Source organism: Sorangium sp. So ce128 (genome assembly GCF_051525245.1).
In the GTDB taxonomy this organism is placed as follows: domain Bacteria; phylum Myxococcota_A; class Polyangia; order Polyangiales; family Polyangiaceae; genus Sorangium; species Sorangium cellulosum_B.
In genome coordinates, this window is sequence record NZ_CP150313.1 from 11780373 (window position 1) to 11803731 (window position 23359).

Sequence of the window (23359 nt, forward strand, 5' to 3'; positions counted from 1 at the left end):
GTCATGCAGTGGCTCGCTCGCGTCTGCGTCAAGAGGCCCGTCTTCGCGTCGGTCCTCATGCTCGTCATCGTGGTCCTCGGCGTCGCCGGCTACACCCGGCTCGGCCTCGACCAGTTCCCCGACATCGACGTCCCTTACGTCGTCGTCACGACGCGCCTCGACGGCGCCGCGCCCGAGGAGGTCGAGGCCGAGATCTCCGACCGGATCGAGGGCGCGGTGAACACCATCAGCGGCATCGAGGACCTGCGCTCGACGTCGACCCAGGGCGTGAGCCAGGTCGTCGTCGGCTTCGTGCTGGAGAAGGACGCCGACGTCGCGGCCCAGGAGGTGCGCGACAAGATAAGCGTCGTCCTGCCCAGCCTGCCCAAGGGCGTCGATCCGCCGATCGTGAGCAGGATCGACCTCGGCGCGGCCCCGGTGCTGCTCGTCTCCGTCGCGTCCGATCAGCCGATCCGCGAGCTCAGCGAGATCGTCGACAAGCGGGTGCGCCGGCAGATCGAGGGCATCTCCGGCGTCGGTCAGGTCAGCCTGATCGGCGCGCAGAGCCGGCAGATCAACGTCTGGCTCGACCCGATCGCCCTGCGGGCGCAGGGGATCACCGCGGCCGAGGTGCAACGGGCGATCGCGGCGCAGAACCTGATGACGCCGGGCGGCAGCGTCGAGACAGGCCCCGAGGACCTCACGCTCCGCGTGATGGGGCGCGTCGAGTCGCCCGAGGCCCTCGGGCGCATCGTCCTCCGGGAGCAGGACGGCCACGCCGTGCGCCTCGCGGACGTCGCCCGCGTCGAGGACGGCCGCGCGGAGGAGAAGACCTGGGCCCAGCTCGACGAGCGGCGCACCGTCCTCCTGTCGGTGGTCAAGCAGTCGGGCCAGAACACCGTCGCCGTCGTCGACGCCGTGAAGGCGCGCCTCGACGAGGTGCAGCGCTCGCTGCCCGAGGGGACGAAGATCGAGGTCGTGCGCGACGGCTCGCGCGTGATCCGCACGGGCATCGCCGCCGTGAAGGAGCACCTCGTGCTCGGCGCCCTCCTCGCCGCGGCGGTGGTGCTCCTCTTCCTCGGCAACGCCCGCAGCACGCTCATCGCGGCCCTCGCGATCCCGATCTCGGTCGTCGGCACGTTCGCGGTGATGTGGATCGCCGGGTTCACGCTGAATTTCCTCACGCTGCTCGCGCTCGCGCTCGCCGTGGGCATCGTCATCGACGACGCCATCGTCGTGCTCGAGAACATCGTCCGGTACATCGACGAGAAGGGCATGAAGCCGTTCCCGGCCGCCGTGCTCGCGACGAAGGAGATCGGCCTCGCGGTGCTGGCGACCACGCTGTCGCTCATGGCGGTCTTCATCCCGGTCGCGTTCATGCCCGGGATCGTGGGGCGCTTCCTCAAGAGCTTCGGCCTCACGATGGCGTTCGCGATCGGGGTCTCGCTGATCGTCAGCTTCTCCCTCACGCCCTCGCTCGCCGCGCGGTGGCTCTCGGGGCACGCGCGCAACGCGCATGACGCCGCGCCGGCGCGGCCCTCGATCCTCGAGCGCGCCGTCGACGTCTTCTACCGGCCGATCGAGCGCGCCTACATGGCCGCGCTCTCGTGGGTGATGAAGCGCCGCTGGGTGATCGTCGTCGCCTCGGCGGTCGCGCTCGGCTCGTGCGCGCCCATCGCGAAGACGCTGCCCGCCGGCTTCCTCCCGGAGGACGATCAGGCGCAGTTCGAGATCAACATGCGCGCGCCCGAGGGGACGAGCCTCACCTCGACCCGCCTCATCGCCGAGCGGATCGCCGGCGACGTGCGCCGGCTCCCGGGCGTCACCCGGACGCTCCTGACCGTGGGGGAGGGCGAGCAGCAGGCCGCGAACGTCGCGAAGGTCTACGTGATGCTCGTCGACCCGGAGCAGCGCGCGCTCGGGCAGCTCGCGATCATGCAGCGGGTGCGCGAGGAGATCCTGGCGAAGCTGCCGAAGGAGCTGCGCGTCACGGCCGGCGAGGTGCAGGCGATCTCGTCCGGCGGCCAGTCCTCGGCCAGGATCCAGGTCGCGATCCAGGGGCCGGATCTCGACCGGCTGGGCGAGTACGCGGCGCGCATCACCGAGGAGCTGCGGAAGGTCCCCGGCGCCGTGGACGTCGACAACAGCCTGGTCGTGGGCAAGCCCGAGCTCCGCGCGACCATCGATCGCGATCGCGCCGCGGATCTCGGCGTCCAGGTGGCCGACGTGGCCGGCGCGCTCCAGCTCTTCGTCGGGGGGCTCAAGGTGTCGACGTACTCGGAGGCCGGCGAGCAGTACGACGTCCGCGTTCGCGCGGACGCGAAGCACCGCGCCGACGCCGAGAGCCTCGCGTTCCTCACGGTGCCGTCGTCCAAGCACGGCGCCGTCCCGCTCCACAGCGTGGTCACGATGGAGCCCGACAGCGGCCCCTCGTCGATCGGCCGCCTCGGCCGGCGCCGGCAGATCACGATCAGCGCGAACGCCGCCCCCGGCGTAGGCGACTCGGCGGTGCAGGCGGCGCTCGACAGGATCATCGCCGAGCAGCGGATGCCGGCGGGCTACTCCGCGCAGCCCGTGGGCAGCTCCAAGAACACGGCGAGCACGGCGGCGAGCTTCGTCGTCGTCATCGGGCTCGCGTTCGTGTTCATGTACCTCATCCTCGCGGCGCAGTTCGAGTCGTGGCTCCACCCGATCACGATCCTGCTCTCGCTGCCGCTCACGGTGCCCTTCGCGCTGCTGTCGCTCAAGCTCTTCGGCCAGTCGCTGAACCTCTTCTCCGGGCTCGGGCTGCTCGTCCTCTTCGGCGTGGTGAAGAAGAACGCGATCCTCCAGATCGATCACACGAACCACCTGCGCGCGGAGGGGATGCCGCGGCTCCAGGCGATCCTGCAGGCGAACAAGGACCGGCTCCGCCCGATCCTCATGACGACGATCGCCTTCGTGGCCGGCATGATCCCGCTCGTGCTCTCGCACGGGGTCGGCTCGGGCCAGAACCGGACGACGGGGGCCATCGTGCTCGGCGGCCAGTCGCTCTCCCTGGTCCTCACGCTGCTCGCGGTGCCGGTGGCCTACTCGCTCTTCGACGACGCGGCCGAGTGGATCCGCCGCCGCCGGCGCAGGGCGGCGGAGGACAAGGGCGAGGCCGAGCTGGACGCGCTGCTCGGCGGGCCGGAAGCGAGCGCGCCGGCGGGCGGAGAGTAATGGAGTACGGGGGTAGGAGCGCAGCGGCGCAGGCGCGCCGCGCGGCGCGCGATCGGCCGCCTCAGAGGATCGGATCGATGCGGTAGACCCGGCTCGTCAGCGTGTCGACGAGGTAGAGCTTGCCGTCCGGCCCGAAGGTGATCCCCGCGAGCGAGCCCGCGGGCAGGCCCGTGTCCAGGGTGCGGACCACCTGCCCCGCGGTGTCGAACGCATAGATCCTGCTGGTCGCGTGATCCGTGACGTAGACGAGGCCCTCGTGGACCTCGAGGCCGCTCGGGGCCTCGAGCGTCCCCGGGGGGACGAACTCGATGAGCGTGGCGCCGTCCATGTGCCTGCGCACCTTGACCGGCTCTTGCCCGTCGAAGCTCGCGCCGGGCACGCCGCTCGTCGGATCCAGCTTGAGCAGCCGCTTGTGGCCGGTGTCGGCGACGTAGAGGCGCTCTTCCTTGGCGCTGTAGAAGATATGGCTCGACGTGGCCTCGACCCCGAGCACCTCGCCGGCGGCATAGCGGTAGATCTCGCCGTCGGAGTGGTCGTCGTGGCCGGGGCCGTGATCGTGGGCGAAGTCGTACCGGTCGAGCGCCTTGTCGTTGCCGTTGAAGACCCAGTAGACGTTGGCCTGCTCGTGCGCGATGCCCTTGCAGAAGGAGCTCGAGTGGAGCATGTCGAGGTGCGACCCGAGGCCGTCGGGCGTCTCCGTGGCGAAGATCGAGAGATCCGAGGAGAAGAGCGACGGGCCCATGAAGTAGTTGCCGCCGTTGTCGTTGTCGCCGCAGACCCCGAACGTGCCTGGGTGGCCGAAGGCGATCGCGGGCGGCTGGTCCATGAAGTGCGCCGCGGCGGGGTCGCGGAGGCGGACCCACGAGCCGTCCGGCGCGCCGGGCTTCGTGATGATGATCACGCTGTCGTCCTTGCGGTTGACGACCCAGAGATCCTCGGGCCGCTCCGGGTTGAAGGCGAGGTCGGTCGGCTCGCGCTGCCGGTTCGGCTCGAAGACGGACACGAGCGCGACCGAGGACGGACTGCCATCCTTCACGCCGATCGAAGATCCCGGCGGCAGCTCGACGCACGCGCCGAGCGCCTGGTCGCACAGCGGCGTGTCGGGCGTGGCGGCGCACTCCGGCGATGCACTACAGCGCGGCGTGGACGCCAGCGGGGCGTCGGCATCGGCCCCTGAGCACGCCGGCAGGAGCCCCACGCTGGCCAGGACGAGCACCCTCTGAAGCGTCATTCAAGCCTCCCAGTGAAGAGGAGGACATTCTGACCCGACCGGTCACGCCGGCCATCGCTTTGTGCCGTGGCGCGGTGGCGGAGGGCGGCCCTCGTGGGTAGCCTGGTGCGTCATGAGCGAGCGCGAGCCAGAGCGAAGCCCGGAGGGCGCGGAGCAGGCGAGGGGAGGCGCCGAGGACGCGCGGGCGGCGGGGGCGGTCGCGGCTCTCGTCGAGAGTCACCGCGAGTTTCTGCGCTTCCTGGAACGGAAGGTGGGCAATCGCGCCATCGCCGAGGACATCCTGCAGGACGCCTTCGTGCGGGGCATAGGGCGCATCGACAGCCTGCGCGACGAGGAGTCGGCCACGGCGTGGTTCTATCGGACCCTCCGGAACGCCGTGGTCGACCATTTCCGGCGGAAGGGCGCGTCGGAGCGGGCGATGGCCGCGCTGGCCGCCGAGCTCGACGAGGTGGCCGAGCCCGAGGTGGAGCGCCGCGCCGTCTGCCAGTGCGTCCGGGCGCTGGCCGGCACGCTGAAGCCCGAGTACGCCGCCGCGATCCAGCGCGTGGAGGTCGACGGCCTCTCGGTGCAGGCGTTCGCCGAGGAGGCGTCGATCACCGCGAACAACGCGGCGGTGCGCCTCTTCCGCGCGCGCGAGGCCCTCCGCAAGCAGGTGGTCGCGTCGTGCGGGAGCTGCGCGGAGCACGGGTGCCTCGACTGCACGTGCGGCCCGGTGCCCCCGCCGCCGTCGAAGGGCGAGCCCGAGCCGAAGCGAGGCTGCGGGCACGGGCACGGCGGAGCGGGCTGATCGTCTACGGGTTACGGGTTACGGGGCGGGGGAGGGGAGCGGCCCGCATGGCGATCGTCGTCCACGTGTTCTCCTCCGCGAGGTGTTCCCCATGATCGAGGTGCTGGCGCCGCGGCCGTTCGACGGATTGGCGGGTCCGAAGCTGTTCCTCGCCGGATCCATCGACAACGGCCAGGCCGAGCTGTGGCAGGCGAGCGTCGCAGAGGCGCTCGCGGATCTCGAGCTGGTGATCCTCAACCCAAGGCGGGAGCGGTGGGAGCCGGGCTGGGCGCAGAGCCTCGAGAACCCGAGCTTCGTGGAGCAGGTGCAATGGGAGCTCCGCGGGCTCGAGGAGGCGGACGTCATCTTGATGTACTTCGCGCCGGGCTCGAAGGCGCCGATCAGCTTGCTGGAGCTCGGCCTGTTCGGGCGCTCCGGGAAGATGCATGTCGTCTGTCCAGAGGGGTTCTGGCGCAAGGGCAACGTGGATGTCGTGTGCGAGCGGTACGCGATCCCGCGCCATGCGAGCTTGCCCGAGGGGCTGCGGGCGGTGCGCGGCGCGCTCCTGCGCAGCTGCGGCGGTTAGCACCGCGTCGCCCAGCGGTGGGGCTCTGCGCGGGTCAAGCGCTCTGGGGCTACTTCTTCTCGGCGTCGCGGCGCAGCGCCACCCTCGGCGGTGGTGGTGGACTGTCAGCGGTGCTGCCAGTCCCACAAGGCGAGAGCGATGAATGAGGAATTCGATCTCGGCGAGCTCCTGAAACAAGACACAAAATGCGCCGCGAGCCGGCTCGTGATGGGCCATCATGGGCCATGAAGCGGGCCTCGCGCTCGGCCTGGGCTCGTGCGCTCCGCTGCTCCCTTCGCTGGCGCGGCTGGCTCGGTCGTTGCTGTGGGCGCGAGCATGAGAACCGGAACCCATCTGTGCGCAATGGCATCCTTGCTTGCGGCCGCGCTCGGGGCATGCGCCTCGGTCGAGATCGACCGAGACCCAGGCGGCACAGGCGCTTCCGGCGGCACGGGCGCTCCCGGCGGCACGGGCGAAGCCGAGCCGTTCCCCGAGACATGCAGCGCGCCCGACATCTACCCGGTATGCGACACCGACGCGAAGTTCTGCGGCAACGGTGTGCCGGATACGTGCGATGTCTGCTGGATCCTCGACGGCAACCCCCCCCAGTGCGTCGAGGCGACCGAGGCGTGCGACGGCGCCGTCAGCGAGACGTGCAGCTCCCTCGGATACGCGGGAGGCCGCACCGCATGCAGCGATACCTGCTCGATCGACGTCCGTGACTGCGACTCGTGCCTCGGGGCCCCGAACCAGCTCGCGTGCGCGCGCCCGCGCGTCGATGGATACAACGTCAGCGACATCGCGATGGCGAGCGACGGACAGGGGCTCGCCGCGGCATGGCTGAGCTTCGACGACAAAGTCCGCTTCGCCCGCTTCTCGACGAGCCTCGAGCTGGAGCGCCAGTGGGACTGCGTGGACGCGCGCTCGGCGCTGCGGGTGGCGCTCGCGCCCAGCCCCGGAGGCTTCATCATGGCGGTCGGCGGCGCGGGCGACGACCCTGAGCTGTGGCTCTACCGCCTCGATCCCGACGGAGACGAGATCGCGGTGCGTCTGATCAAGAACGCCGCCTATCCTGTGCTCGCGGCGAGGCCCGGCGCACCGCCGCTGCTCGTTTATGCGAGCACCGACGTCGCGTGGGCGCCGGCGAAGATCGTCGCCGAGCTGCTCGACGAAGACGGAGAGGCGACATGGCAAGCGACGGTCGCCGACACGGCCCATGGCGAGACGGCCGCGGCGGCCTTCGCGGATCCGGGGTTCGTCGTGTCCACCGGGGCGATCACGGACGACGGCGAGGACGCGGGGGCGACCGTGCTCGTGCCGATCGACGCGTCAGGGGAGGTCCCGTGGCGCGACTACGCGGCGGAAGGCGCCGACGTGGACAAGCGAGAGCTGCGCGAGGCCTTCGAGCGCGCCGTGCGCCGCCAGCTGATGACCGACGTGCCGTATGGTTGCTGCTCTCGGGCGGCCTGGACTCCTCGCTGGTGGCTGCGGTGGCCGCGCGCTTCGCCCGCAAGCGGGTGGAGGACGACGACGCGCCGGAAGCGTGGTGGCCGCGCCTGCACTCGTTCGCCATCGGCCTGAGGGGCTCGCCCGACCTGGCCGCCGCGGCCGTCGCGGCCGAGGCGCTGGGCACGGTGCACCATGGGTTCGAGTACACCTTCGAGGAAGGCCTGGACGCCTTGCCCGAGGTGATCCGCCACATCGAGACCTACGACGTCACCACCATCCGGGCGTCCACGCCCATGTACCTGCTGGCCAGGCGCATCAAGGCCATGGGCGTGAAGATGGTGCTGTCGGGAGAAGGCTCGGACGAGATCTTCGGCGGCTACCTGTACTTCCACAAGGCGCCGAACGCGCGCGAGTTCCACGAGGAGCTGATACGAAAGCTGGACGCGCTGTACAACTACGACTGTCTGGGCGCCAACAAGTCGATGATGGCCTGGGGCGTGGAGCCGCGGGTGCCGTTCCTGGACGTGGAATTCCTGGGCGTGCTCGTCGCCCGCCGCGATCGCCTGGGATGCCAGCTTCGCCGCCGCGGCGGATCCGTCGGGGCGTGCGGTGGCGGGAGTGCACAACGCGGCGCTGTAGGCGGAGCTCTGGAGGAGCGACGTCGGTCGCGACAGGGAGCCGTCATGAACCCGTGCCGTACCAGATAGATGAACTGAGCGCGATAATCGAACACCGCGTCCAGAAGATCTAGCCCGAGTTTACCGCGGCAAAGCCACAAAAATTCACGCAAGCCAGTATTCGCCGCGCGAGAGCGATACGTTGGCGTATGACCTGCGCGTGCTCTACGCGGCGCGGAAGCGCGCGAGGTCGAGGTGCTGGAAGAGCGCGAGCTGCTCGGCATTGAGATCGGAGAGCACCGTGCTGGCGCGAGGGATTCCTCCCTTTGCCGTCGTCGGAATGAGGACGGAGACTTCGTGGATGCCGGCGAGCCGTTCGATCATGCTCGCGATGCTGAGCGAGATCTCTGCCTGTTCGAGCTTCCTGCGCAAGAGGCTGAGAATCATCAGAGCCAGCACACAGATGAGCGCATGAACGCGGAGCTTCTGATCAGTCCAGTGATGAATGGGACCGAAGGTCAGGATGTGGGAGTCCTTCTAAGTCGTCAACCCCCGGCTTTCCAGGGTCGAGTCGAACAGCTAATGTCATTGGCCAGGATGGCTCGGCGTCTCGACGCGCGATGCGCGCATATGCGGCCCGCGCAAACGCCACGCGACCGGCGCTAGGCTCGCGTCGACATCAATTGCATACGTAGCCGTAGTCAACGTTTATGCAGACGCAGGCGCCATTGCGACAGAACCCAAGGCAGTAGCCCAGCGTCCGCGTATAACAATCAATGTCACAGGCGATTGGGTCACACGATAGAGGCGTGGCCTCGCCCGGCTTCAAACGATCGTCGCCCGGGATCTCTTTTGCCGACGCGCTCTGGCTCTCCGCTGCCGATGCATTAACCCCCCAGATCCCAATGAAGACGGACAGGACGGCGATCGCGATGCAATGTCTAACTGTCATGGCTCCTCCATTTTTGCTCTGAATGCAAACGTTCAAAACTGTAGAACCGTGCATGGGATATCCCGGCCTCGAAGGGATGGGTGACCTCCGGCACCCGCGTGGCCAGCGGATGAAAACCGACACCAGCGGGACGGGCCTGGAGCTGCTCAACTACAGACAAGCCGCCGCCAGCGCCTGACCGAAGATCCGCGCCACCTCGTCGATCTGGGCGGCGGTGATGATCAGAGGCGGGAGGAAGCGCACCACGCTGCCGTAGCGGCCGCCGAGCTCCACGATCATCCCCCGCCGCAGGCACTCGCGCTGCACGCGCCCGGCGAGGTCGCGGTGGGCAGGGCGCGCCCCGAGCGCGTCGGGCGCGGCCGCCGCGTCCACGAGCTCCACGCCGACCATCAGGCCGCGCCCGCGCACGTCGCCGATGCAGGCGTGCTCCTTGGCGAGCGCGGTGAGCTGCGCCATGAGCCGCGCGCCGAGCTCCGCGGCCGCCGCGTCCAGGCGCTCCGCGCGCAGCACCGACAGCGTGACCGAGCCCGCCGCCATCGCGAGCTGGTTGCCGCGGAACGTGCCGGCGTGGGCGCCCGGACGCCAGGTGTCGAAGCGCTCGTGATACACCACCACCGAGAGCGGCAGTCCGCCGCCCAGCGCCTTCGACAGGACCAGCACGTCCGGCTCGATGCCGGCGTGCTCGAACGCGAACATGCGCCCGGTGCGGCCAAAGCCCGTCTGCACCTCGTCGAGGATCAGCGGGATATCATGGCGCGTCGCCAGCTCCCGCAGCCCCTTCAGCCAGGCGACCGGCGCCGGGATCATGCCCCCCTCGCCCTGCACCGCCTCGATGATGATGGCAGCGGGCTTGGGCACGCCGCCCTCCGGATCGGACAGCAGGTTGCCGATGTACGCGAGCGAGGCCGCGATGCCGGCGTCGCCGCCGAGGCCGAACGGGCAGCGGTACTCGTACGGATACGGCAAGAACTGCACGCCTTGCAGGCTGGAGCCGAGCGCCGCCTTGGGCCCGAGGTTGCCCATCAGGGTGAGCGCGCCCTGCGTCATGCCGTGGTACGCGCCCTGAAAGGCCAGCACCGTGCCGCGCCCGGTCGCGAGCTTGACCAGCTTCAGCGCGGCTTCGACGGCGTCCGCCCCCGTGGGGCCGCAGAACTGGACGCGCGCATGGCGGGCAAAGGTCGCCGGCAACACGCCGAGCACGTCCTGCGTGAAGCGATCTTTGACAGGCGTGGTGAGGTCGAGCGTGTGGAGCGGTAGACCGGAGTGCAGCGTCCGCACCAGGACGTCGGTGACCGCCGGGTGGTTGTGCCCTAGCGCCAGGGTGCCGGCCCCGGCCAGACAATCGAGGAACACGCGCCCCTCGACGTCTTCCACATACACGCCCTGCGCACGCGAGAGCGCCAGTGGCAGCCGCCGCGGGTACGATCGGGCGTTCGACTCGCGCTGCCGCTGCCGCTCGAGCAAGGGGTGATCTCCTAGCTCGTACAGCGCGCGCCGCCGGTGGCGCTCGCCGAGCTCCGCGGCGAGGCCCGCGTGAAGGGGCGATCTGGAGACCGCCGGCACCGGGTCCGACACAGGCAAACTGGAAGCTGCAGACAGACTCATGGGGTGACTCCCTGGTGAGAAGGGTTGTTCCGCTCCGGGCGCTCCAGGGCGCGCTCTGCCGGGTCCAGGACCTCCAGGGTCTCGCGTATGCGCGCATGCGCGTCGGCCCCCTGCACGGCGGCGATATGATCGCCGGGAAGAATCGCTGTGCGCACCGCTCCCGCCGTGTACTGCTGCCAGTCCATGGGCGGGCCGCCGTGGTGCGCGATCGTCTCGGCGCTCCACCACACGTGGATCGGCGCCGCGACGCACCGCTGCGGCAGATCCTTCGTGAGCAGGGCCGCGCCTCGGAGCAGCGCGTACCGGTGGTAATACGCGGCGGGCGGGATGTCGCTCGACGCGAAGCCGCGGGCCTGCGCCCAGCGCACGGCCTCCGCCACGCGATCGCCGTCGCTCAGCCCCTTCAGCCGCGCTCGCAGCGCGTCGAGCTCCGCCGGCGCGAGCGCGAGCAGCTCCGCGCTGCGGCCCTGATCGATGTACGCCGCCAGCTCCTCGACGACATCCGGCTCGCCCGTCGCGTAGAGGCGCGTGCGTGGCTGCGAGTCCAGCATGCCGAGGAAGGCGACCCGCTCGCCCTGCTCCTCCAGCGTCCGCGCGACGGCGAGCGCCAGCACGCCGCCCACGGACCACCCGAGGAGGCGGTACGGCCCGCGCGGTTGCCGCTCCCGGATCTCGCGCGACAGCCGCTCGACGATCCGAGGCAGCGAGAGCGCGCCGGCGTCTTCCGCGAGCGACGGGCCCAGATCGAGCCCGAGCACCGGCTGCTCCTCGCTCATGGCCGCAGCGAGGCCCTGGTAGGCCATGACGTGCAGGCCCGAGGAGTCCACGCAGAAGAGCGGGGGGCGCGACCCGCCCGCGCGGAGCTCGACGACGCTCGACGCCGGACGCCCGGCGTCGAGCAGCCTGGCGAGCCCGGCGATCGTCGGCGCCTCGAAGATCGCCATCAACGACAGCGCGCCGCCGAGCGCCTGCTGGATCCGGTGCATCAGCGGGATCGCCATCAGCGAGTGCCCGCCGAGGTCGAAGAAGTTGTCCTCGACGCCGACCTGCGGGCGCCCCAGGACGTCGGCCCAGATCGCCGCGAGCGTCTCCTCGACCGGCGTCCGCGGCGCGACGTACTCGCGCCGCCGGCGCGCGGCAGGGCTGGGCAGCGCCTTGCGATCGACCTTCCCGTTCGCGGTCAGCGGCAATGCGTGCAGCAGCACGAAGTCGCTCGGATGCATGTACTCAGGGAGCCGGTCCTTGAGGAACGCGCGCAGCGCGGCCTCGTCGAGCGCTCCCTCCCGGGGGACGACGTACGCGACGATGGTCGGCGCGACCGCGCCGTCCTGGCGCGCGGCGATGACGACCGCCTGCCCGACCGCGGGGTGCTCCCGGACCCGCGCCTCGATCTCCCCGAGCTCCACGCGAAAGCCGCGGATCTTCACCTGGTGATCGCGCCGGCCCATGAACTCGATGGCGCCGTCGGGCCGGTACCGCGCCCGATCACCCGTCCGGTAGAGGCGCGCGCCCACGCCGAACGGGTGCGGCACGAACCGCTCCGCGGTCAGATCCGGCTGGCCCAGGTATCCGCGCGAGAGCCCGGCGCCGCCCAGGTACAGCTCGCCCACCGTGCCCACGGGCGCCGGCTCCAGGCGCTCGTCGAGCACGTACGCCTCCGCGTTGGCCAGCGGGCGGCCGATCGGCACCGACGCGCACCCGCGCCGGTCGCGCAGCTCGCGCAGCGGCAAGACCAGCGCGCCCACCGTCGTCTCGGTCGGCCCGTAGTGGTTCGCCACGGCGCAGCCGCTCGAGAGCGCCGCGATCCGCTCGATGAGGGCGAACGGCAGCGCCTCTCCGCCGAGCACCAGGAGCCGCCGCGGCAGCACCGCCGCCCCCTCGCCCGTGTCGAGCAGCGCGCTCAGGTGCGACGGCACGATCTTCAGCACGTCGATCGGCCAGCGCCGGTAGTACTCCGAGAAGAGCCGGCCGTCGGTCGCCGTCTCGTAGCCGATCACGTGGAGGCAGCCGCCCGAGGCGAGCGCGCCGAAGATGCTCGTGTTGCCGAGGTCGGCGCTCAACGTCGAGACGGTCGCGAAGTGCAGCCCGGCCTCGATGATCGCGAGCGCCTCGCACACCGAGCGCGTGTAGCTGGCGATCCCGCGGTGCGTGACGCCGACGCCCTTGGGCTCACCGGTCGAGCCCGACGTGAAGACGACGGACGCGAGATCGTCGGGCAGCACCGGCACGGCCGGGTCGCCTTCGGGCTCGCCGTCGAGCAGCGCCGCGTCGTCCAGGGAGAGGACGGCGCAATCGGTGTCCGGCAGGTCCGACAGCCGGGCGCGGACGGGCGCGTTCGTGAGCAGGACGGAGAAGCCCGCGCGCCGGATCTGCTGGGTGAGCCGCTGCACGGGGGCGTGCGGGTCGAGCGGCACGTAGGCGCCGCCGGCCTTCAGGATGCCGAGGAGGCCAGCGATCATGTCCACGGATCGCTCGCCGCAGAGGCCTACCGGGCTGCCGCCGCCGACGCCGCGCCGGCGGAGGTGGTGGGCGAGCCGGTTGGCCTGCTGGTTGAGCTCGCGGTAGGTCAGCCGCCGGTCGCCCGCGACCACCGCCAGCGCCTCGGGCTGCCGCGCCGCATGCTCCTCGAACGCCTCGTGCAGGCACCGCGGGGGCGCGACGTCGTGCGCCGCCCCCCGGCCCTCGGAGAGCCGCCGCGCCCGCTCCGTGGGGCCGAGCAGGCCGAGGCGCGGGGCGGACTCCGACCAGGCCTCGGCAGCGCTGCCGAGCAGCGCCCGGTACTGCTCGGCCATCGCCAGGGCGCCCTCCGCGCCGCAGCGGCGCGCGTCGTGCCAGAGCGAGAGGCGCACGCGGCCCCGCCCGCGCTGGGCCGAGAGCGCGAGCTTGAGCCCGCCCGCGCCCATGCACTGGCGCTCGACGTGCCATGCGAGGCCGCCCGCCACCCTGGGCTCGGGGAGCGAGGAGAACTCGAAGCCGACGGTGCTCCCGGGCCCCCCGGCGTCCGGCAGGTCGGGGTTCCAGTGCTCCTCCTCCTCGGTCGCCTCGTCGACGCCCGCCTGAGCCCGGCGCACCAGCTCGGCGAACCGCTGCGCCCCGTCCACGCGGCACGGGACCGGGAGCCACTTGGCCACCGGGCCCATGACCTCCTGGACGTCCTCGATCCTACGCACGGCCGATGCCACCGCGACGACGAGCTCCCGCGCGCCGGTGAGGCGCGCGAGGTGGAGCTGGAAGGCCGCGAGCAGTACCGACGAGAGCGAGGCGCCCTCGCCGCGGGCCAGCGACTCCAGCCGGCCGAGCAGCGCCGCGTCGACGTCGACGTCGACGTCGACGACCTCGCCGGAAGCGCCGCCCTCCTCGGCGGCGCCCTCGAACGGGAGGACGACGGGTATCCCCGAAGGAGCCGGAGCGCTCTCCGCCGAGTCGACGAGATCGTTCTGCCACTCGGCGAACTGGGCGTACTGCACGGGCTCCACCCCGGCCTCCTGCCGCTCGCCGGCGCCGCCGGCGTAGGCCTCGGCCAGCTCGCGGAACAGGAGGTCCAGCGTCCACGCGTCGGCAGAGAGCGCGGGCGCGGCGACGAGCAGGTCGTGCAGCCGCTCGGCGCGGCGCACCAGCCACACGTGGAGCAGCGGCCCGCGCTCGAGGTCGACCTTGAGCCGCGCGGCCTCGCGCCAGAGCGCCTCGACGTGCGCCTCCTGCTCGCCGGTCGCGCGGCCGCCCAGATCCACCCGGTGCCACGCGGGCGCCGCCCCGCCGACGGCCTGCAGCGGGAACTTGAGGCGCGGATCCCGGCGGAACGTCGTCCTCAGGATCTCGTGGCGCGCGACGACCTCGCCGAGGGCGCCGGCCATGCGGGCGGCGTCGAGGTCGCCCTCCAGGCGGATCAACCCGCGCGCGAACACCGTGGTTCCGCTCCGGTGGAGCGCCCACAGGCGCCGCTGCTGCGGCGACAGGCGCACGCCCTGCACGCTCGGCCCGAGCTCGGTGGCCTGCATCGTCATGACGCCACCGCGCCATCCGACGCCCGCGACGCCTGCGCCGCCCGCTCGGCCGTCATCATCTCGCCCATGGCCACCACGATCTTCCGCGGGCCCGAGAACGGATCGCGGCCGTGGGCCACGAGCATGTTGTCGAGCAGGATGATGTCGCCCTCCTGCCACGGGAACCGCACGGCGCAGCGCTCGTACGCCTCGCCGAGCGCGCGCGTCGTCTCGACCTCGATCGGCGCGCCGTCGCCGTAGGTCACGTTGCGCGGCAGCCACTGCTCGCCGACCATCGCCAGCAGCGACTCGCGCACCGGCGCCTCCAGGTACGCCGGGTGGTGCAGCTGGATCTGGTTGAAGAACACCTGCTCTCCCGTCTTCGGGTGCGAGAGCACGGCCGGCCCGCGCTGGCTGATCCGCAGCCGGCCGCCCGCGAGCCACTCGCACCGCATGCCGCCCGCGCGGCAGCGCTCCTCCACGATCGCGGGATCCGTGGTGTGGAAGAAGTCCTGCCAGCCCACGTCGAAGCCCGGCGTGAAGTTCCGCACGTAGAGCAGCCCCGACCGCCGGAAGCGCTCCCGGACGTCGGGGGCGAGCGCCTCGTAGAGCCTCCGGCAGTCCACGATCGGCGTCGCGCCGCCCTCCGGCGCGGCCTGCACGCAGAAGAACCACTGCTTGAGCGGCCAGCGCGGCAGGTGCGAGCTCTCGTTGTGGAACAGGATGGCCTTGTCGGCCGGGTAGGGCGTCGAGCTGTAGATGTGCTGTCCGGTCTTCTCCCGGGGAAGATCGCCGTACTCGCCGAACAGCTCGCCGCAGATGGCCTGCGCGACCTGCTCGAACTCCGGGGCCGACTTGATCGGGAAGCCGCGGAACAGCACGGCCCCGTGTCGGAGCAGCTGCTCCTCGACGAACGCCCGCTCCTCGCGGGCCCAGGCCGCGAGCTCCACGTCGTCCACCGCGGGCCTCACGACCAGCGGCAGCGGCCCGTCGCCCAGCGTGCCGGTAGAGACCAGCGCGCGGGGACCCACGTCCACCTTGCGGGGGGTGATGCGCTTGAGGCTCCGGAGCCGGCCCTCGTCGCGCGCGCGTCCTTCCATGGTGCGTTCCTTCCTCTCCGCTGCCGCGAGCGCCGTCACGCGGCGCTCGGGGTCGTCCACGATGGCCCGCAGCACGGCCATGAAGTGGGCCGCCATCGCCTCGATCGTCGGCGGCTCGAACAGATCGGCGCGGTACTTCCACGTGCACGTGAGCCCCTCGTCGCCCTCCTCGACGAACACGCCGAGGTCGAACCGCGACACCTCCCGGTCGAGATCCACCGGGCTGAAGCGCACCCCGGGCAGCGAGATCTCGGACGCCGGCACGTTCTGCAGCACGAACAGCGTCTGTACGAGGGGGTGGCGGCCGGGCTCGCGGGCCGGCCGCACGGCGTCGACGACCTGCTCGAACGGCAGGTCCTGGTGCGCGTACGCGTCGAGCGTGACCTCCCGGACCCGCTGAAGGAGCTCCCGGAACGTGGGCAGGCCGCCGAGATCCGTGCGCAGGACCAGCAGGTTGACGAAGAACCCGATCAGCCCCTCGGTCTCCGCGCGGTTGCGGCCCGCGACGTCGGTGCCGACGAGTACGTCGCTCTGGCCCGTGCGGCCGAGGAGCACGACCTTGAACGCCGCGAGCAGCGTCATGAAGAGCGTGGCGCCCTCGCGCCGGCCGAGCGCGCGCAGCGCCTCGGAGAGCGCGCGGTCCACCGCGACCGTGTGGCGCCCGCCGCGGTAGGTCGACGCGGCGGACCGCGGGTGATCCGGGCGCAGATCGAGCGCGGGCGGGGGCCCGGAGAGCCGCTCGCGCCAGGCGCCGAGCAGCGCCTCGCGGGTCGCGCCCTGCATCCAGCTCCGCTGCCACACCGCGAAATCCGCGTACTGGACCGGCAGCGGCTTCAGCGCCGGCAGCCGCCCGGCCCTCGCCGCCGCGTACAGCTCGGCCAGGTCCGCGACCAGCACGTTCATGGTCCAGCCGTCCGCCACGATGTGGTGGACGACGACGACCAGCACGTGCTCGTCGTCGCGCAGCTTGATCGCGGTCAGCCGCAGCAGCGGCCCGCGAGCGAGGTCGAACGGCCGCTCCGCGCGGTCCGCGGCCAGGCGCTGGACCGCCGCGCCGTGCTCCGCGGCGGGCGTCGCCGACAGGTCCACCACCTCGAACGCCGGCGCGCCCTCGGGGGCGATCACCTGCACCGGCTCGCCGGCGGCCACGCCGAACGTGGTCCTCAGCGACTCGTGGCGCCGGACGAGCGCCGCGAGGCTCTCCTGGAGCACCGCGAGGTCGAGCTCCCCCTCGACGCGCACGGCCGCGGTCATGTTGTACCCGGCGCTGTCGGGCTCGAGCTGGGCCAGGAACCACAGGCGCTGCTGCGCGAACGAGAGCGGCAGCGGCCCCTGCCGCGGCACCGCGACGAGCGGCGGCGCCGCGGCCGCGGGCGCGCCGCCGGCCGGAGCGCGGCGCCGATCGACGTCGCGGGCGAGCTCCGCCACCGTGGGGTGATCGAACAGGCTGCGGAGCGGCAGCTCGACGCCGAGCGCCTTGCGCACGCGCGACACGACCTGCGTGGCCAGCAGCGAGTGCCCGCCCAGCTCGAAGAAGCCCGCGTGGACGGGGACCCGCTCGATCCCCAGCACCTCCGCCCAGATGCCCGCGAGGGCCTCCTCGGTCGGCGTCGTCGGGGCGCCGGCCGCCGCGCTCCCCGCATCGACCGCGGGCGCCTCCGGCGCCGGCAGCGCCTTGCGGTCCACCTTGCCGTTCGGGGTGAGCGGCAGCGCGGGCAGGGCGACGAAGACGGGCGGCACCATGTAGTCGGGCAGCGCCTCCTTCAGGAAGTCGCGCAGGCGCTCGGGCGCAGGGGTCGCGCCGCCCTCGCCGACGACATAGGCCACGAGCCGCTTGCCCGAGGTGCGCTCCTCCCGGACCGTGACCACGGCCTCCCGGACCTCCGGGTGCCGCGCGAGGCGCGCCTCGATCTCCCCGAGCTCGATGCGGAAGCCGCGGATCTTCACCTGATGATCCCGCCGCCCCGCGAACTCGAGGGTGCCGTCCGCGAGGCGCCGGCCGAGATCGCCGGTGCGGTACATGCGCGCGCCGGGCGCGCCGCCGAACGGGTCGGGCACGAAGGCCTCGGCGGTCCGGGCGGGGTCGTTCAGGTAGCCGCGCCCCACGCCGATGCCCGTGACGCAGATCTCGCCGGTCACGCCGACGGGCGCGAGGTCGTCGCCCGTCACGACGTGGAGCCCCACGTTGGGCACGGGCCGGCCGATGGGCACGTGGGTGACCTCCGGCCCCGGGGCCGCCGTCATCACGTGCAGCGCGACGTCGTCGGCGCACTCGGCCGGACCGTAGGCGTTCATCAGGGGGACGCGGGGGTGGCGCGCGAACCACTGGCGGCAGAGGTCGGGCGTCAGCGCCTCGCCGGTGGGCAGCATCCACCGGAGGCGCGCGAGGCGCGGCGCGTCCTCATCGGCCGCCACGAGCTCCCTGAGGAGCGACGGGACCAGCTCGAGGACCGTGATCCCCTGCGCCTCGGCCTCCTCCAGCAGGCGCCGCGGATCGCCCACGATCTCCTCGGGGACGATGTGCACGCGGCCGCCGCAGAGCAGCGCCGAGAGCAGCTGCCACACGGAGATGTCGAAGCACTGGGACGCGGTCTGGCCGATCACGTCCGAGGGGCCGAGCTCCAGCGCGGGGATCTTCCCCCACACGTTGTTGAGCATCCCCGCGTGCTCGACCATCGCGCCCTTCGGCACGCCGGTCGACCCGCTCGTGGTGATCACGTAGGCGAGGTGGCCGGGGCCGGCGAGCCGCGGCAGGTCGCCTTCGGGCGCGGGCCCGCGCTGCGCGGCGAGGCGCTCGCGCGTCACGAACCGCGGCCGCGCCGGCTCCGGCAGGTGCGCGAGCGCCTTCGCGAGCCGCGGGACCCACGCGTCCGAGGTCACGACCACCGGCGCCCGGCTCGCCTCGACGACGCCGGCGATGCGCTGCTCCGGCTGGTGGGGATCGAGCGGGAGGTACGCGCCGCCGGCCTTGAGCACGCCGAGCACCGCGACGACCAGCTCGATGTCGCGCGACTCGAGCACGGCCACGATCGTGTCCGGACCGACCCCCTGGGCGCGCAGCGCGTGGGCCACCTGGTTGGCGGCGCGGTTCAGGGCCGCGTAGCTGAGCCGGCGCCCGCGGCACGTGACGGCGTCCGCGTCCGGCGTCCTCCGCGCCTGGGCCTCGAAGAGCGCCACGTAGCTCGGCGCGGCGGGCTCCGCGCCCCTCGTGTCGTTCCACTCCCGCAGGAGCTTCTGGCGCTCGCGCTCGTCGAGGAGCGAGAGGTCGCCGAGCCGCGCCTCCGGGCGGCGGGCCATCTCTCCCAGGAGCTGGATCAGGTGGCCCAGCATCCGCGCGACGGCGTCGCGATCGAACAGGCGCCGGTCGTACGAGAGCCGGATGCCGAGCCCCGCGCCCGGGTAGGCCACGACCGTCATCGGGTAGTTCGTGTGGACCCGGTCCTGCTCGTAGGAGAGGCCGACGTCGCCCACCTGCTCCCCGAGGCGCGGATCCTTCGGCGCGTTCTCGAAGACGAGGAGGCTGTTGAACAGCGAAAGGCCCTTGGGGAGCTCGCTCCACCGCTGGATCTCCACGAGCGGCGGGTACTCGAACTCGCGGATCCGGTAGTTGTGGGCGAGGAGGCCCTTGAGCCACGGCAGGAGCGGCTGCTCGGGCGACACGCGCACCCGGAGCGGCAGGCTGTTGATGAACAGGCCGACGATCGTCTCCACGCCGGGCAGATCGGTCGGGCGGCCTGCCACGGTCACGCCGAACACGACGTCGCGCTGGCCGCTGTAGCGGCTCAGGAGGAGCGCCCAGGCCCCTTGCACGAGGGTGTTGGGCGTCAGCTCATGCTGGTTCGCGATCCGGAGGAGCGCCTCGGTCATGGCCGGGGGCAGCTCGACGAACTCGTCGCTCACCCCGGCCCTCGCGCCGTCGGGGGCGGCCCGATCGATGCCGAGCGGCGTCGGCTCGGCGAAGCCGCGGAGCTCCTCGCGCCAGAACCGCTCGGCCGCCGAGAGGTCCTGCCGCGCGAGCCAGGCGATGTAGTCCCGGTAGGGGCGCGGCTCGGGCAGCTCCAGCGCGCGGCTCGCGACCGATGCCTCGTAATAAGACAGGCACTCCATCATGATCACGGAGAAGCACCAGTCGTCCGTGAGGATGTGGTGGAAGCTCCGCACGATGCGGTGAGCGTCCTCCGCCAGGCGGAACAGCCGGATCCGGATCAGCGGCGCCCGGGTCATGTCGAGCCCGGCGGCGAGCTCGGCCTCGAGCGTCTCGGCGACGCGCCTCTCCTGCTCGGCCTCGGTCAGATCGCGGAGGTCGATGACCTGGATCACCTCGGAGAGGTCGACCTCGCGGTGGACGAGCTGGAGCGGCCGCTCCAGGTCCTTCCAGACGAAGGACGTCCTCAGGATCGGGTGCCGCGCCGCCACCCGGCGCCAGGCCTCGACGAGGCGGCCGGCGTCGAGCGGGCCGCGCCACACGTAGTGCTGCTGCATCAGGTAGATGCCAGAGCCGGGGTTCAGGAGGGTGTGGAAGAGCATGCCCTCCTGCATCGGCGAGAGCGGGTAGACGTCATCGAGCCCCGACGTCTCCGGCAGGCTGCGCGCGATCTCGTCCTGCGTGAGGCCGCTCAGCGAGAACGGCGACGGCGGCGGCGCGGGCGCGCACGGCGCCGCCTGGCACGGCTCGCCCTGCGGCGGCGCTCCCGCCTGGCCTGTGCCCGCGGGGCCGGACGCCGCGACCGCAGCGGCGGCGGCCACCGTGGGGTGATCGAACAGGTGCTTCGGGCTCAGCTTGATGCCGCGCTGGTTGGCGCGCGCGATGACCTGGAGGCTCCGGATGGAGTCGCCGCCGAGGGCGAAGAAGTTGTCGTGGATGCCGACCCGCTCCACGCGCAGGATGTCGGCCCAGATCTGGGCGAGGGTGGCCTCGACCTCGTTCCGGGGCGCGACGAAGCCGCCGGCCTCCGGCGCGCCCGCCCGCTCGGGCTCCGGCAGCGCCGCGCGGTCGATCTTGCCGTTCGGGGTGAGCGGCAGCGCCGGCAGCGGCACGATCACGGCGGGCACCATGGTTTCGGGCAGCTGCTTCGCGAGCCGCGCGCGGAGCGCCTCCGCGTCGAGCGCCGCCGCCTCGCGGGCCACGACGTAGGCCACGAGGCGCACGGCCCCGCCGCTGTCCCGCGCCGCCACGACCGCCTCGCGCACCTCGGGCTGCTCGCGCAGCCGCGCCTCGATCTCGCCCAGCTCCACGCGGTGGCCGCGCAGCTTGATCTGGTGATCGGTGCGCCCGAGGAACTCGATCGCGCCGTTCGCAAGGAGGCGCACCCGATCCCCGGTGCGGTACAGCCGACCCCCCGGGACGCCCCCGAACGGATCCGGGACGAAGCGCTCCGCCGTCAGCTCGGGGCGAGCGTGGTAGCCGCGCGTCACGCCGGCTCCTCCCAGGTAGAGCTCCCCGGGCACGCCCACCGGTACCGGTTCAAAATTTACACCAAGGACATACGCTTGGGTGTTGGGGAGCGGCCGTCCGATGGGCACGGTCGTTCCGGAGCGGCCGCCCGCTGGGTCGACCTGCCATGTGAGCGAGCCAACGGTCGTCTCGGTGGGGCCGTAGTGGTTCACGACGGTGCAGCCCGGCGCGAGCGTCCGGATCCGCTCGATGAGCTCCCAGCTCGAGGCCTCTCCGCCGACCACGAGGCAGCGCGTCGGCAGTACGCGCTCGGGGCGCGCCGCCTCGAGGAGCGCGGCGAGGTGGCTGGGGACGATCTTGAGGGCGTCGACCCCGTGGCGGCTCATGTACTCGGCGGTCGCGTCGGGATCGAAGATCCGCGCCTCGGACAGGACGTGCAGCGCGCGGCCCGAGCAGAGCGCGCCGAAGAGCGACGTGTGCCCGAGGTCCGCGGCCACGGTCGAGACGAGCGCCATGCCGCCGCCCTCGGCGAGGGGCAGCCGCGCGAGCACGCCGCGCACGTAGTTCACGAGGTGGCGGTGCTCGACGGCCACGCCCTTCGGTCGCCCCGTCGAGCCCGACGTGTAGATGAGGTAGGCGAGGTTGCCGGGCCGGGCCGTCTCGCCGAGCGGTGTGTCGGATTCGGCCGCGAGGGCGCTCGCGTCGCGGTCCAGGAAGAGCAGCGAGGGCCCCGGCCCGTCGAACGCGCCGGCCCACTGCTCCTGGGTGACCACGACGCGCGCGCCGCTGTCCTCCACGACGGCGCGGAGCCGATCGCGCGGGAACTTCGGGTCGACGGGCACATACGCGGCGCCCGCCTTGAGCACGCCGAGCAGCGCGAGGACCATCTCCGCCGAGCGCTCGATGCACAGGACGACCCGGTCCTCGGGCCCCACGCCGAGCGCCCGCAGCCTCCGCGCCAGCTGGTTCGTCTTCCGGTCGAGCTCCCCGTAGGTCAGCGCCGTCTCCTCGCAGGCGACCGCGAGCGCGTCGGGCCGCGCGGCGGCGTGCGCCTGGAAGAGCTCGTGGACGCAGGCCGCCGGCGGGGAGGCCGTGGCCGTCGCGTTCAGATCGGTGAGCAGGCGCCGCCGCTCGGCGGCGCCCACGAGGGGCAGCTCGGCCAGGCGTGCGTGCGGCCGCGCCGCCATCGCCTCGAGCAGCGCGCGGCACTGGGCGAGCAGGCTGGCCGCGGCGTCGTGCGCGAGGCGGCGGCGCTCGTAGCAGAGGATCAGGCCCAGATCGCCCGCCGGCTCCACGATGAGCGACACCGGGTAGTTGTTGCGTCCGGCGGTGAGCAGGGCGCCGCCCTCGCGCCCGCCGCCGGGCCGGGGCAAGGCGCGGACGCGCAGGTCGAGGAGCGCGCCGCCGACGTCCTCCTCGGGGTAGCTGTCGAACACCACCAGGGTGTCGAAGAGCGACTGCCCGCCCGGCACCTCGCTCCAGCGCTGGACGAGGGACAGGGGGGTCCACTCGTGCTGGCGCAGCTCGCTGTTCCGGTCCTGCAGCCGCAGGAGCCACGCGGCGAGCGGCTCGTGCTCGTCCACGCGGACCCGCACCGGCAGGGTGTTGATCAGCATGCCGACGATGGCCTCGGAGCCGGGGAGCTCCGGGGGCCGGCCGGACACCGTGGCGCCGAAGACCACGTCGGGCTCTCCGCTGTGCCGGGACAGCAGGAGGGCCCACGCGCCCTGCACGAGGGTGTTCAGCGTGACGCGCAGGCGGCGCGCGCAGGCCGCGAGCGCCTGCGTCTCTTCCCGCGAGAAGCGCAGCTCCTGCTCGGCGAAGGGGAACGCGCCGTCGCCCGCCGCGGCCGCGGCCGGGGCGGCCCCCAGGGGGAGCGGCGTCGTCGTCCGGAACCCGGCCAGCGCGCCGCGGAAGAACCGCTCGGCCGCCCCCTCGTCCTGGGCCTGCACCCACGCGAGGTACTCCCGGTACGGGCGCGCCCGCGGCAGCTCGGGGATCGCGCCCCGCACGAGCGCCTGATACGCGAACAGCGCCTCTCTCAGCAGGAGGGCGAAGCCCCACCCGTCCAGCAAGAGGTGGTGATGGCTGTTGATGAAGCAATGGGCGTCGTCCGCGAGCCGCACCAGCGTGACCCGCATGAGGGGGGCCTTGAGCAGGTCGAAGCCGGCGCGCCGGTCCGCGGCCATGAGCGCGGAGAGCGCCTCCTCGCGCTCGCGCGCGGCGAGCCCGCGGAGATCGTGGCGCGCCACCGGGATCGTCGCCCGCTGCCGGACGACCTGCACCGGCCTGGCGACGCCCTCCCAGACGAAGCCGGTGCGCAGGATCGTGTGCCGCTCCGCGAGCGCCTGCCAGGCGCGCTCGAAGGCGTCCGGATCGAGCGGTCCCTCCAGCAGGAAGGCCGCCTGCACGAAGTACGGGTCCGTGGACCGGTCCGAGACCGCATGGAAGAGCAACCCCTGCTGGAGCGGGGAGAGATAGTGAATCGACTCAACGTCCTTCTTGTTGTTCGCCAT

At 72.5% G+C, this 23359-nt stretch carries 8 protein-coding genes and 1 pseudogene; 4 read left to right on the forward strand and 5 right to left on the reverse strand.

Translation table 11 applies throughout. The annotated features are described in order from the left end of the window. Positions 1–3 precede the first annotated feature (3 nt). A complete protein-coding gene (locus WME82_RS44740) occupies positions 4–3180 on the forward strand; it encodes an efflux RND transporter permease subunit (protein WP_438040311.1) in 3177 nt (1058 codons plus the stop codon). A gap of 61 nt (positions 3181–3241) precedes the next feature. On the opposite strand, the gene WME82_RS44745 is transcribed toward WME82_RS44740, so the two are convergent. Beyond that, entirely contained in the window at positions 3242–4411 is a 1170-nt protein-coding gene (locus tag WME82_RS44745) for a hypothetical protein (RefSeq protein WP_438040312.1), read from the reverse strand. Positions 4412–4523: 112 nt separating this feature from the next. Between WME82_RS44745 and WME82_RS44750 the strand changes: the two genes are divergently transcribed. The 3 genes and pseudogenes from WME82_RS44750 to WME82_RS44760 all read left to right on the forward strand — a co-directional run. Next, positions 4524–5198 carry an RNA polymerase sigma factor gene (locus tag WME82_RS44750; protein ID WP_438040313.1) on the forward strand — a complete coding sequence of 225 codons (675 nt, stop codon included), beginning with the start codon at positions 4524–4526 and terminating at the stop codon, positions 5196–5198. Positions 5199–5289: 91 nt separating this feature from the next. Continuing rightward, on the forward strand, positions 5290–5763 hold the full coding sequence (locus tag WME82_RS44755; protein WP_438040314.1) for a nucleoside 2-deoxyribosyltransferase domain-containing protein: 474 nt from the start codon (positions 5290–5292) through the stop codon (positions 5761–5763). 1314 nt (positions 5764–7077) lie between these two features. Next, a pseudogene (locus tag WME82_RS44760) lies at positions 7078–7733 on the forward strand (asparagine synthase-related protein); the annotation flags it as partial. Positions 7734–8033: 300 nt separating this feature from the next. Here WME82_RS44760 and WME82_RS44765 read toward each other — a convergent pair. From WME82_RS44765 to WME82_RS44780, 4 genes are all read right to left on the reverse strand, one after another. Next, positions 8034–8240: a hypothetical protein gene (locus tag WME82_RS44765; protein WP_438040315.1), complete on the reverse strand. Its 207-nt coding sequence runs from the start codon at positions 8238–8240 to the stop codon at positions 8034–8036. A gap of 670 nt (positions 8241–8910) precedes the next feature. Further along, on the reverse strand, positions 8911–10365 hold the full coding sequence (locus WME82_RS44770) for a diaminobutyrate--2-oxoglutarate transaminase (protein WP_438040316.1): 1455 nt from the start codon (positions 10363–10365) through the stop codon (positions 8911–8913). After that, positions 10362–14369: a non-ribosomal peptide synthetase gene (locus tag WME82_RS44775; RefSeq protein WP_438040317.1), complete on the reverse strand. Its 4008-nt coding sequence runs from the start codon at positions 14367–14369 to the stop codon at positions 10362–10364. The genes WME82_RS44770 and WME82_RS44775 overlap by 4 nt, the downstream gene beginning before the upstream one ends. Further along, positions 14366–23359 (reverse strand): amino acid adenylation domain-containing protein, encoded by an 8994-nt coding sequence (locus tag WME82_RS44780; protein ID WP_438040318.1) that lies wholly within the window; start codon positions 23357–23359, stop codon positions 14366–14368. The genes WME82_RS44775 and WME82_RS44780 overlap by 4 nt, the downstream gene beginning before the upstream one ends.